Genomic DNA, 12,588 nt, shown 5'->3' with positions numbered 1-12,588 from the left:
ACTAAATACATATCTAAATTAAATAAAAACAGAAGAACCCCAGTTGGATGACTGGGGTTTTTGTTTTTTAGAAGTTTATACTTTAATAAAATAAGATTTTGAGAAAGGAAATTTAAACTACTGATCTGATTAGCTGTTTATTGCTATTATTTTGTTTGTTTTTTATACTTCAGTAACTTATAGGCTAACCTATCTAAGTAAATTATCCTCATAATTATATATTGGAGTTACAAAATGAACATACTTGAGAAAGTCCAAATAGGTCTAGATTTAGCAACAGCTATTTCAATTGTTGGCGCTACGGTTACTTTTGCATACAGATACTCAACAGAAAATAAAAAACAAAGAAAACAACGTGTCGCTGAATTCGGCTCTAAAATGACTGTTGATGATTTCCATTCATTGACAGATTTGTATAATGATCTCTATAAAGGATATAGAGCGATTCCATTTGGTGATTTTTCAAAAACTATTAGTTCGGAAACTAAAGAACAATTTAATAAGCGCTTTAATGATAATTTTTCAGATGTAGAGTTAGTCTCAAAGTTAGATAGAACTTTTGAAAAATTTTGTAAAATCTTTGTTAATCAAGCAGATACTATAGCTCTTAAACGGTATTCTTTTATGCCTCTTATTATGTCTATTGAGCATGAAAAAGAACGTAATATAAACACTATAGAGTTCAAACTTTACATACTATTTTATATAGCGATGAAATTACTATGTTCTTCCATAATGTAGTAGTACATGCGAAGAATTTGGCTTTGGAGTGTATAAGTGAAACAAAAGAGGTACTATGCACGTTCTCTGCTATTTATTCCTATATTTTAAACGATGATGTTTCTTTAGACGATGAAATCCAGAAATATAAGAAACTATTGGAGTTAGATACGTATCTATATTAGGAATACTCATATTTTGCTAGTTATAGTTACTGAATTTAATTTTGTGGATTTCCTATTTACTATTCTCAAGCCCCATTCGGGGCTTTTCTACACATCTTTTTCTACCTGTGCTACAATCCCGCTGAAATTCTACCCTTAAAAACAAGAGAAATTATGACCGCACTTAATGTATTAATTTATCCTGATGATCACTTAAAGGTTGTCTGTGAGCCTGTTACTGAAGTTAATGATGCAATTCGTAAAATTGTTGATGATATGTTTGATACGATGTATCAAGAGGAAGGTATTGGTTTAGCTGCACCTCAAGTAGATATTTTGCAACGTATTATTACTATTGATGTTGAAGGTGATAAACAAAATCAACTTGTCCTCATCAACCCTGAAATTTTGGCTTCTGAAGGCGAAACGGGAATTGAAGAGGGGTGTTTATCCATTCCTGGCTTCCGTGCATTGGTTCCTCGTAAAGAAAAAGTGAAAGTAAGAGCGTTAGATCGTGACGGTAAAGAATTTACTTTAGATGCGGATGGTTTGCTTGCGATCTGTATTCAACACGAAATTGATCATTTAAATGGTATTTTATTTGTTGATTATCTTTCTCCACTTAAACGCCAACGTATTAAAGAAAAATTGGTGAAATATAAAAAACAAATTGCTAAACAATAAGCTTCTGATTCTTAATTAAAGTGCGGTTGATTTTAACCGCACTTTTTCCTATCAATAACCATAACGTAGAACATTATGAAATCACTTAATATTATTTTTGCTGGTACGCCAGATTTTGCTGCACAGCATTTACAAGCCATTCTAAATTCTCAACATAATGTGATCGCTGTTTATACTCAGCCGGATAAACCAGCTGGTCGCGGTAAAAAACTGCAAGCAAGCCCTGTTAAGCAACTTGCTGAGCAAAATAACATTCCCGTTTATCAACCTAAATCCTTACGCAAAGAAGAGGCGCAGTCTGAATTAAAAGCGTTAAATGCAGATGTAATGGTTGTTGTCGCTTATGGATTAATTTTACCGAAAGCTGTATTAGATGCCCCTCGTTTTGGTTGTTTGAATGTGCATGGTTCTATTCTTCCCGGTTGGCGAGGAGCGGCACCAATTCAGCGCTCAATTTGGGCTGGTGATGCACAAACTGGTGTAACCATTATGCAAATGGATGAAGGTTTAGATACAGGTGATATGTTACATAAAGTTTATTGTGATATTTTACCGACTGAAACTTCAACAAGTCTTTATAATAAACTGGCAGAGCTTGCTCCATCAGCATTAATTGATGTTTTAGATAATCTTGAAAACGGTAAATTTATAGCCGAGAAACAAGATGACAGCCAAAGCAATTATGCAGAAAAACTTTCTAAAGAAGAGGCACAATTAGATTGGTCGCTTCCGGCAATACAACTTGAGCGTAATATCCGTGCTTTTAATCCTTGGCCGATTGCTTATTTTTCAATAGAAGATAAGGATGGCAATGCTCAAACGTTAAAAGTATATCAAGCGGAAGTATTGCCTCATCAAGATAAACCTGCGGGAACTATTTTAAGTGCGGATAAAAATGGTATTCAAATTGCGACTGTCGATGGCGTCTTAAACCTATTGCAATTACAACCTGCAGGTAAAAAGCCTATGTCTGCACAAGATTTATTAAATGGCCGTGCAGAATGGTTTACCATTGGTAAGGTGCTTGCATAATGAAAAAATTTTCTTCTAAAACTATCAAAGTAAAAAATTCAGTAAAAATGACCGCTCTTTCGACTAGAGCTATTGCAGCAAACTTAATTTTGCAAGTATTGGATGAAGGTAAATCCTTGTCGGCGTTAATCCCTGAAGTGCAACCTTCTGTTAAATCCCAAGATTTGCCCTTGTTACAAGAAATTTGTTTTGGCGTGTGTCGCGTATTGCCTCGCTTAGAGCAAATTATCAAACGTCTTGTGGATAAACCGCTTAAAGGTAAAACTCGCATTGTTCATTGCCTGTTGCTTGTAGGGTTATACCAATTGCTTTATATGCGAGTGCCTGCTCATGCGGCAGTTGATGAGGTTGTGAACGCAACAAAATCATTAAAATCTGATAGTTTTAGAGGATTAGTGAATGCGGTTTTGCGTAGATTTTTACGTGAGCAAGATGAAATTTTGGCAATTATCGATAAAAATTGGCAAACGCTTCACCCTGAATGGTTTGTGAATAAATTAAAAAAAGCCTATCCGAATTGGCGAGAGATCATTGAGGCGAACAATCAGAAACCACCAATGTGGCTACGTGTGAATTCACAAAAAAATTCCCTCGAAACTTACCGCACTTTACTTGAAGAACAAGGTCTTTCTGCAAAAACAAGTCACCATCCTAATGCGCTATGTTTAGATATACCGATTGCTGTGCAAAAATTACCGTACTTTGATGAAGGGGCTGTTACGGTACAAGATTTGAGTGCTCAATGGGCGGCAACGTTGCTTGAGCCAAAAAATGAGGAGTGGATCCTTGATGCTTGTGCTGCACCTGGTGGTAAGACAACTCATATTTTGGAATTGGCACCTCAAGCTAATGTGATTGCATTAGATGTAGAATCTCATCGCTTAAAACGAGTAGAAGAAAATCTTGCACGTTTAAATCAGCAAGCGATAGTGGTGTGTGGTGATGCGAGTCAACCTGACGAATGGTTAGCTGAAATAGGTAAAAGTGCGGTGAAATTTGACCGAATTTTACTTGATGCACCTTGTTCTGCAACAGGGGTGATTCGACGCCACCCTGATATAAAATGGTTACGCAAAGAAACCGATATCGCTCAGCTTGTTGAATTACAGAAGAAAATTCTGAGTGCACTTTGGGAAAAACTTAAGCCAAACGGTGTTTTGCTTTATGCGACTTGTTCTGTATTGCCAGAAGAAAATTGCGAACAAATCCAAGCATTTTTAAATGCTCACGCGGATGCGGAGTTATTGCCGTTATCCTTTAGTGATGATGAAAGTGCGGTGGGTTTTCAATTCATTCCGCAACCAAATAGTGGTGATGGGTTCTATTATGCGAAGTTACGTAAATGTGCTTAGAGGCTAAAATGTTTGCCAATATTGATGTCATTATTCCTTGCTATAATGCAGAACAAACGCTATCTCGCGCAGTGCAATCCGTATTGTCTCAAACTTATTTAGGGAAAATTTGGTTGATTGATGATGGCTCTAAAGATAACACGTTAGCTTTGGCGCAAGAATGGGCTACGCAGTATCCAGAAAAGATAGTTGTTGAGTCTATGCCGAAAAATAGTGGCGTGGCGAAAGCGCGTAATTGGGGCGCTTTGCAATCAAGTAATGAATTTATTGCTTTTTTAGACGCTGATGATGCTTATGAACAGGGCGCATTAGAAGTTGCAGCGGCGACTTTTCATTTTCAACCAGATACCTCAGTGGTACGTTTAGCATTAAAACCGATTGATTTGCCAGCGCGTTACGCTGAACATCCTAATTTTGAGTTTGCATGGCAACACATGCGAATGACCTGTGGTGGGAGCATGGTTTTTCGTCGAGCCTTTTTCTTAGCATGTGGTGGTTTCCCACAAGATGAATTATTTCGTCAATTAGGTGGTGAAGATGGTGCACTTGGTATTGCGACAACTAAGATAGCTAAAGTTGCAACGCTATTTAATGATGTTGGCGTACTTCATTACTGCAGAGATGGAATGCATGCAGAACGGCTATTGGATGCGATTTTATTCCAAAAAGCGCCACAGGAGATTACTGAAGAACAAATGGGGCAGGCTAATGGGGTGACAGATGAGATTTGTCGCCAGATTAACGCATTAAAGTGCGGTCTAAATTCATCAGAAATAGGCATTCGTCCTCTTGTATTAGAACGAACGGAGTAAGCGATGAAAATTATTATTTTGGGCGCAGGTCAGGTAGGAACAACGCTTGCCGAAAATTTGGTTAGTGAAGATAACGATATTACACTCGTTGATAATGAGTCTCCACAGTTGCAAGCTTTACAAGAAAAGCATGATTTGCGTGTGGTGCAAGGCTCGCCATCATCACCAAAAGTGCTTCGTGATGCAGGTGCGGCCGATGCAGATTTAATGGTTGCCGTAACAGCCTCTGATGAAATCAATATGGTAGCCTGCCAAATGGGCTATACATTATTTAATACACCAACGCGTATTGCCCGTATTCGTAATTCAGAATATTTACGTGAAAAAGATAAGTTATTCAATGATGAAAATGTACCTATTGATCATTTGATTTCGCCTGAAAATCTTGTGACAGATGAAATCACACGCTTAATTGCTTATCCTGGGGCATTACAAGTTGCCCATTTTGCTAATAATCGTATTAGCATGGTTGTGGTAAGAGCTTATTATGGTGGTCCTTTGGTTGGATATGCGCTTTCCGCATTTCGTGAACATATGCCACATATTGATTGCCGTATTATGTCTATTTTGCGTAACGGCAAACCGATTCGCCCGCAGGGTTCTACTATTGTTGAAGCCGGTGATGAAATTACTTTTATTTGTGCAACTGAGCACATAAAAGCAGTAATGAGTGAACTTCAACGCTTAGAAAAACCTTATAAACGTGTAATGATCGTCGGGGGCGGAAATGTTGCCGCTGGCGTAGCGAAATGTTTGGAAAATGTTTGTACTGTAAAATTAATTGAGCGTGATGAAGAACGGGCTAATTTGTTAGCTGAAAAACTTTCAAAAACCTTGGTTTTTTATGGTGATGCGTCTGATCAAAATTTATTGTTTGAAGAGCATATTGAAAATGTCGATGTATTCCTTTCATTGAGTAGTGATGATGAGGCGAATATTATGTCCGCTTTATTGGCAAAACGTTTGGGTGCCAAGAAAGCAATGGTGCTGATTCAACGAATTGCTTATATAAACCTGATTCAAGGTGGAAGTATTGATATTGTCGTTTCACCACAGCAAGCGACAATTTCTGCTTTACTTGGGCATGTTCGTAAAGGGGATGTGAAAAATGTGGCTACATTACGACATGGTATTGCTGAGGCTATTGAAATTGTAGCGCATGGTGATGAAAGCACCTCCAATGTGGTCGGGCGCAAAATAGGTGAGTTGCGTTTGCCTATGGGGACAATTATTGGTGCTTTATTGCGTGGTAATGATGTAATTGTTGCACGACGCCAAGTTGTGATTGAAGAAGGCGATCATGTGGTGATTTATTTGAGTGATAAGAAGAATGTGCCTGAAATTGAAAAATTGTTCCAGCCAAGTGCATTCTTCATTTAACGATTTATTTACTTTTAAGAGCGGCTCATTATAATAGGCGCTCTTTTATTCAATCTCTAAAGGAAAATTATTATGAGTTTTATTAAAGAATTTCGCGAATTTGCAATGCGTGGTAATGTTGTAGATATGGCTGTCGGTGTGATTATCGGCGGTGCATTTGGTAAGATCGTAAGTTCACTTGTTAGTGATATTTTTATGCCTGTGCTTGGTATTTTAACAGGTGGCATTGATTTCAAAGATATGAAATTTGTATTAGCTCAAGCACAAGGTGATGTTCCAGCTGTTACTTTAAACTACGGTGTATTTATTCAGAATGTGATTGATTTTATTATTATTGCTTTTGCAATCTTTATGATGATTAAGGCACTTAATAAAGTGAGAAAACCAGAAGAGAAAAAAGCAGGTCCTACATCAGAAGATTTGCTCACAGAAATTCGTGATTTATTAAAGAATAAATAATGAAATTGAAAAATAAAGGTTGGTAAATATGCCAACCTTTTTTTATTGTTATTTTTTAGGCTATAATCGCCCCTTAAAATTTAAGGAATTAAAAATGGAAAAATATAATAAACTCCGTATTGAATGGGATTGCCGCCGAGGAATGTTGGAGTTGGATAAAATCATTATGCCTTTTTATTTGAAGCATTTTGATGAATTAACAGATGACAAAAAAGATATATTTATTCGTTTATTAGCAAGTACAGATCTGCAGCTGTTTTCTTGGTTTTTTAATCGTGGTCAATCATCAGATTCAGACATTCAATCTATGGTGGAATATATCCAAAACGTACAAAAAATCACAACTAATTAAAATTATTAAGATACGTATGAACTTTTTTCACACACTTGTGTCTGAGATTGCAACAAGAGCTTGCTGTCTTGAATATTAAGGCGTGTTAGATATTGGCATAGGAGAAATATGGCTGAACAGCTAACAGATCAGGCTTTGGTAGAAAGAGTGCAGCAAGGGGATAAGAAAGCCTTCAATTTGTTGGTTTCTCGTTATCAGAATAAAGTGGCGGGGCTTTTGACTCGCTATGTATCACGTAACGATATTCCTGATGTGGTGCAAGAATCCTTTATAAAGGCTTATCGCTCAATTGAATCTTTTCGTGGCGAAAGTGCTTTCTATACATGGCTTTATCGAATTGCCGTCAATACGGCAAAAAATTATTTAACGGCTCAAGGGCGTCGTCCACCTAATGAAGATATTTTAGCTGAGGATGCTGAAAATTATGATGTGGGTACGCACTTGCGGGATGTAGATACACCCGAAAATGAAATGTTATCTAGTGAACTTGAACGAATCGTGTTTAGTACGATTCACAGTTTGCCAGAAGATTTAAAAACAGCAATCACCTTGCGAGAGCTAGAAGGTTTAAGCTATGAAGAGATTGCAGAAATTATGGATTGCCCTGTTGGTACTGTTCGTTCTCGTATTTTCCGCGCAAGGGAAATTATTGAGAATAAAATTCAGCCACTGATGCAACGCGAATAAAAAAGTCGGAGTTTACTATGCAAAAAGAGCAACTTTCAGCCTATATGGATGGCGAACAAGTCGATGCTGGCTTGACAGATGCTTTATTGAAAGACGAAGAATTACAAGAATCTTGGCAGGCATTCCATGCTGTACGTGCAGTGATGCGTAAAGAAAGTACTTTGTTTCTAGGGGCTGATTTTACCGCTAAAATGGCAGGTTTAATTGAATCTGAAGAAGTGAAGAAAGTCGATGTCATTGCTGTGTCTCAACCTGAACCAGAAGACGCACATAATTCTGTATTTATGCAAAAATTAAAAGCGTTCTTTGCTCCAATGACACAAGTTGCTGTTGCTGCCGGTGTATGTTTAGTGGCGGTACTTGGTGTTCAATCTTTCAATAATAAAAATGATGCGTCTAATTTACCTGAGACTCCAGTATTGCAAACCTTGCCATTTAATAATGCGGTTCAAGAGGTGAGCTACAATGCGCCGAGTAAAGATACATTGACATCAGAGCAGCTTGAACAAAAAAGTCGCCGTATTGGTGCGATGTTACAGAACTATGAATTACAACGTCGTATGAATGCAGATGCATTAAATGTAAGTAGTAATAGTCAAAAATAATATGGATTAGCCCTGTGCATTTATGTTAATTCACCACCTAATATACTATTTAGTGTGGTGAATTTTTATCCTTTAAATTTAATGTTTATGAAAAAAATAGCGTTAAAACTCACCGCACTTTCTCTTTCTTTTCTATTTAGTAACATTACTTCAGCTGAAGAGCTTTCTGCAAAGCAGTCTTTAGATAAAATGACACAAGCATTGGATAATCTCAATTATGAGCTTGCCTTTGTTCAAACAAATCCATCAAATATGGATTCCTTTCGCTATCGTCATATTAAGAAAGATAATAAAACTTATGCGCAATTAGTGACGCTTGATGGGCGTCAACAAGAAATTATTCAACGTGATAATTTAGTCAGTTATTTTCAACCAAATACTCAAGCATTTACGCTTAATAGTGGCAATATCGTCGATGCAATGCCGGCTGTTGTTCGCGCTGATTTTGATAAACTTTCTTCAGTTTATGATTTTATAAAAATAGGCAAAGATCGAGTGGCAGGGCGTTTTGCTGATACGATTCGTATTGTCCCTAAAGATGATTTCCGATATCAGTATTTAGTGTTTATCGATGAAGAAAATGGTTTATTATTACGTGGTGATATGCTTGATAGTGAGGGTAAATTACTTGATCAGTTTAGAGTTGTAACGCTTTATATCGATGATAGACTAAGAGGGTTGACGGAGTATATTAACAAAGTCTCAATGCCTCCTTTGTTGAAAGAAAGTAAAAATGAACAAAACTCAGATATAACTTGGTCTGCAGGTTGGTTGCCACAAGGTTTTTCTTTAATTCGATATACTCAAGAAACATTAGAAAATGAAGTGATAGATAGTGCGCTATATAGCGATGGTTTGTTTACTTTTACACTATTTGTTTCTAACGCAGGCTCTAATGTTTTGCCGGAAAATACTTGGAAACAAGGAGCCTATACGATTTATAGTGAAGTGCGTAGCGGAAAAGAAATTACGTTTATCGGGCAATTGCCAATAGCTGCAGCTAAGCGTATTGTACAAGAAGTTAAATTTCGATAAGAAGTGCGGTGATTTTTCACCGCACTTTTGTCTTTAACGATTAGTGTAATTTTAATCTTGGTTTTAAATAACGATTAAGTTTATCAACCAGAATAATCAATCCAATTTTAATGCAACCATGTAAAGCGTGTTGATGCATTCTATATAAGGATATATAGGCAAATTGTGCAAATTTACCTTGAACGGTAAGGGGATTTTTTCCAAATTTATTCGAAATACTGCCTAATGCGGTAAAGCTTGAAAGAGAAACTAAGGTGCCTTTATCGTTATATTTAAATGCTTTTAATGGTTTTTGCTCAAAAAGTGCAAAGATATTTTTTGCACAAGCTTTTGCCATTTGATGTGCCGCTTGAGCTCTTGGCGGGACTAATTTACCGTTTGGCTGTATTAATGCTGCACAGTCGCCAATGGCAAAAATACTGTCATCAACGGTTGTTTGCAGCGTGTCTTTTACCACTAATTGATTGATTCGATTGAGTTCTAATCCATCAAATTGTTGTGTCACTGTTGAAGTGCGGACGCCTGCGGCCCAAACGATGAGATCTGCCTTAATTTCTTCTCCATCTTTGGTGATAAGGGTATTTGGTTGGGCTTCGGTGATCATTGTATTTAATTTCACGTTCGCGCCCATTTCTTGTAACTCGTCTAATACCGCAGCAGATAAATCTTCGGGTAATGCTGGCAGTAAGCGAGGTCCTGCTTCAACGAGTGTGACTTGTAAACATGAGTTATCAATCTTACCATAGCCGTAAGAAGATAAATCTTCCGTAGCATGATAAAGCTCAGCTGTTAATTCCACGCCGGTTGCGCCACCGCCAACAATCGCAATATTTACTTTGCTTTCATCCACTAATTTTTGTTTAAATTCTTCTTCACCAATATCATCTAAAGCACGGTTTTCAGAGAATTTAAGGAATAATTCCAACATTTTTTGCTGAAAGCGCAACGCTTGATCTGAGCTGTCTAAGAAAATACAGTTATCCGCTACACCTTTTGTGTTGAAATCATTTGATTTGCTACCAATTGCAACCACTAAATAATCGTAAGGAATTCGGCGAGCAACGACGAGCATATCGCCTTCTTGCCCATAAACAGGAGCAAGTTCAACATATTTTTGTTCACGATTAATACGAGTGATTGAACCTTGTTCAAAACTGAAATGGTGATTTTTACCATGTGCGCGATAGCTAAGAGAATCTACGCCATCATCCATTACACCAGTTGCAATTTCATGTAATAAGGGTTTCCATAGATGAGTGGTATTGCGATCCACAAGTGTAACTTTGGCTTGTTTTTTTCGACCTAATTTATCACCTAAGAATGTCGCTAATTCAATGCCGCCAGCGCCCCCACCAACGATCACGACGTTTTTCATAAAGCTCTCCTAAAAGTTTAAATTGTTAAAAATATTAAATTAATGTAATGATAACATAACAACTAAACAGGGCGAAAAACTTTCATGAAAATAACCGCACTTTTATTGATGACAATATTCGTAGATTGGTTGTAATGCTTGAATAGTTTGGGTGATAAAAGAGACGGGATTTATTTGACTGAGCTCTGATTTTTCAATGCTTTTTCCTATGCACCAGAAATCTTCTTCTGAGCGTAAAATGAGATCGTTTTTAGTCATTTGTTTCACTTTGCGAAAATCATCATATTCACTTTCATCTTCTCGCCAAATATCAAAATCGGCAAATTGTTTGAAATCAAATTGATCAAGCCACTGATTATATTGTTGCACATTAATTTGTGAGCGATCAGCACGATAGCAATGCCAATCTAAGCATACTCTTAATCGACGACGATTTAAGAGTACGGAAAAAATGGCTGCAGAATTTTGGTTAAATTCGTATTTAAAATAAGCGAAGAAATGCGCGCGTACCTGCCAACCATTGGTCCAACTTTCAATATGCGGTTTTGCAAAAGGTGTGCCAAGTTGCTTTGCCACTTCTTGAATAATTGCTTTCCAGTTATCCCAATGTAATTTGTAATCCGCTTTAATTGCCGGAATATCTTCCGGACAGAATTTCTTCATTTGGGCAAATTGATAGAAAGGAATATTGAACAGTTCGCAAGATTCAGACGTAAGCGATAGCATAGCATTTCCTTAAAAATCACTGTAATTTTTGACCGCACTCTGAGTGAAGAATTGTTTGTCTTCCCAGCGTAACATAGTCATTCGATTATTCCATACACAACCGGTATCCAAGGCATAGATACCTTGTGGAGTGGGCTCATCGACTAAACTTGCCCAATGCCCAAAGACAATGGGAATTTGTTTATAAAGTGGATTATCTAAATTAAACCAAGGCGTGAGCTCCTCTGGTGCATCTTTTAAAGGGGATTTACAAGCAAAATCAAAGCGATGATCTAAATAGCAAAAACGCATTCGAGTAAAAGCATTAATAATGTAACGATGACGCGCTAAGCCCTGCAAATTTGGTGACCAGCGATCAGGCTGCTCAGAATACATATTTTCAATGAGATAATGAAAATCGCCGTGCTGTAAAATTTGTTCAACTTCAGCTGCGCAAGCTTTCGCAGTTTCCAAATCCCAATCAGGCGAAATCCCTGCGTGTGCCATCAGGAAGTTTAATTCTTCATTATGCACAAGTAATGGCTGATGGCGTAACCAATGAATGAGTTCATCAAAATCAGGTGCATCAAAAATGGCATCAACACGATCACGTGGTTTCACTTTTTTAATACCCAGTGCGGTCGCAATTAAATGTAAATCGTGATTCCCCAGCACTGTCTGTGCTGCATTGCCAAGTGATTTTACGAAACGAAGGCATTCAAGTGATTTATCACCACGCGCCACCAGATCCCCCACAAGATAAAGTTTATCTTGAGTAGGATTGAAATCTATATGTTCTAATAAAAGCTGTAATTCATCATAACAGCCTTGCAAATCACCGACGAAATAGGTTGCCATTTTTGACCGCTCTTTTACTCTTCTGAATCTAAGATTTCATCTTTATTGATATCAGCTGATGGATTATCCGCCAGCCAGTTCGCTAAACGCGCATAATCTGCGATAGCCAAATTTTCTGCGCGTGCATTTAAATCAATACCAAGTGCGGTCAGATTTTCAGGTGAAAATAATGTTGAGAGTGCATTACGCAGCGTTTTACGGCGTTGATTGAACGCTTGGGAGCAAACACGGTTCAACCAATATAAATCTTTTACAGGGTGCGGCAATTCTTTATGAGGAATTAAACGCACAACGGCTGAATCCACTTTTGGTGCTGGTTTAAATGCAGAAGGTGGCACTTCAAGTACTGGCATCACTTGGCAGAAGTA

15 protein-coding genes are annotated in these 12,588 nt (G+C 37.5%); 11 read left to right on the top strand and 4 right to left on the bottom strand.

From position 1 onward, the window contains the following. Window positions 1-234 precede the first annotated feature (234 nt). From AAX15_RS07350 to rseB, 11 genes are all read left to right on the top strand, one after another. The gene (locus AAX15_RS07350; RefSeq protein WP_046939828.1) at window positions 235-741 is read left to right on the top strand and encodes a hypothetical protein; all 507 of its coding nucleotides are present in this window, start codon (window positions 235-237) and stop codon (window positions 739-741) included. A gap of 317 nt (window positions 742-1,058) precedes the next feature. Further along, window positions 1,059-1,568, top strand: a complete 510-nt coding sequence (gene def / locus AAX15_RS07340; RefSeq protein WP_005633001.1) for a peptide deformylase — start codon at window positions 1,059-1,061, stop codon at window positions 1,566-1,568. A 75-nt stretch (window positions 1,569-1,643) separates the two neighbouring features. After that, window positions 1,644-2,600 (top strand): methionyl-tRNA formyltransferase, encoded by a 957-nt coding sequence (gene fmt / locus AAX15_RS07335; RefSeq protein WP_046939826.1) that lies wholly within the window; start codon window positions 1,644-1,646, stop codon window positions 2,598-2,600. Next, window positions 2,600-3,952, top strand: coding sequence for a 16S rRNA (cytosine(967)-C(5))-methyltransferase RsmB (rsmB, locus tag AAX15_RS07330; protein ID WP_046939825.1), 1,353 nt, complete (start codon window positions 2,600-2,602; stop codon window positions 3,950-3,952). Before fmt ends, rsmB begins: the two co-directional genes overlap by 1 nt. A gap of 8 nt (window positions 3,953-3,960) precedes the next feature. Then, window positions 3,961-4,764 carry a glycosyltransferase family 2 protein gene (locus AAX15_RS07325; RefSeq protein WP_046939829.1) on the top strand — a complete coding sequence of 268 codons (804 nt, stop codon included), beginning with the start codon at window positions 3,961-3,963 and terminating at the stop codon, window positions 4,762-4,764. A 3-nt stretch (window positions 4,765-4,767) separates the two neighbouring features. Further along, entirely contained in the window at window positions 4,768-6,144 is a 1,377-nt protein-coding gene (gene trkA, locus AAX15_RS07320) for a Trk system potassium transporter TrkA (protein WP_005633005.1), read from the top strand. A 72-nt stretch (window positions 6,145-6,216) separates the two neighbouring features. Then, window positions 6,217-6,603, top strand: coding sequence for a large-conductance mechanosensitive channel protein MscL (gene mscL / locus AAX15_RS07315; protein WP_005630888.1), 387 nt, complete (start codon window positions 6,217-6,219; stop codon window positions 6,601-6,603). A 94-nt stretch (window positions 6,604-6,697) separates the two neighbouring features. Next, window positions 6,698-6,955: an FAD assembly factor SdhE gene (locus tag AAX15_RS07310; RefSeq protein WP_005690047.1), complete on the top strand. Its 258-nt coding sequence runs from the start codon at window positions 6,698-6,700 to the stop codon at window positions 6,953-6,955. Window positions 6,956-7,063: 108 nt separating this feature from the next. After that, the gene (gene rpoE, locus AAX15_RS07305) at window positions 7,064-7,642 is read left to right on the top strand and encodes an RNA polymerase sigma factor RpoE (protein WP_005627595.1); all 579 of its coding nucleotides are present in this window, start codon (window positions 7,064-7,066) and stop codon (window positions 7,640-7,642) included. Window positions 7,643-7,659: 17 nt separating this feature from the next. Further along, window positions 7,660-8,247: a sigma-E factor negative regulatory protein gene (locus AAX15_RS07300; protein WP_046939824.1), complete on the top strand. Its 588-nt coding sequence runs from the start codon at window positions 7,660-7,662 to the stop codon at window positions 8,245-8,247. A gap of 87 nt (window positions 8,248-8,334) precedes the next feature. Next, window positions 8,335-9,282, top strand: coding sequence for a sigma-E factor regulatory protein RseB (gene rseB, locus AAX15_RS07295; RefSeq protein WP_046939823.1), 948 nt, complete (start codon window positions 8,335-8,337; stop codon window positions 9,280-9,282). A 40-nt stretch (window positions 9,283-9,322) separates the two neighbouring features. Here rseB and AAX15_RS07290 read toward each other — a convergent pair whose 3' ends face one another. From AAX15_RS07290 to AAX15_RS07275, 4 genes are all read right to left on the bottom strand, one after another. After that, window positions 9,323-10,657, bottom strand: coding sequence for an NAD(P)/FAD-dependent oxidoreductase (locus AAX15_RS07290; protein WP_046939822.1), 1,335 nt, complete (start codon window positions 10,655-10,657; stop codon window positions 9,323-9,325). A gap of 102 nt (window positions 10,658-10,759) precedes the next feature. After that, window positions 10,760-11,383: a glucose-6-phosphate 1-dehydrogenase family protein gene (locus AAX15_RS07285; protein WP_046939821.1), complete on the bottom strand. Its 624-nt coding sequence runs from the start codon at window positions 11,381-11,383 to the stop codon at window positions 10,760-10,762. Window positions 11,384-11,392: 9 nt separating this feature from the next. After that, window positions 11,393-12,220, bottom strand: coding sequence for a bis(5'-nucleosyl)-tetraphosphatase (symmetrical) ApaH (apaH, locus tag AAX15_RS07280; RefSeq protein ID WP_046939819.1), 828 nt, complete (start codon window positions 12,218-12,220; stop codon window positions 11,393-11,395). A 14-nt stretch (window positions 12,221-12,234) separates the two neighbouring features. Next, window positions 12,235-12,588 (bottom strand): ribosomal RNA small subunit methyltransferase A (locus AAX15_RS07275; RefSeq protein WP_046939817.1); only part of this gene is annotated, 354 nt, incomplete at its 5' end.

This window comes from Haemophilus haemolyticus, from assembly GCF_001008275.1.
GTDB classification, from domain to species: Bacteria; Pseudomonadota; Gammaproteobacteria; order Enterobacterales; family Pasteurellaceae; genus Haemophilus; species Haemophilus haemolyticus_P.
The sequence above is the reverse complement of the archived record's forward strand: the minus strand, read 5'-3'. Positions and strand labels throughout refer to the sequence as shown.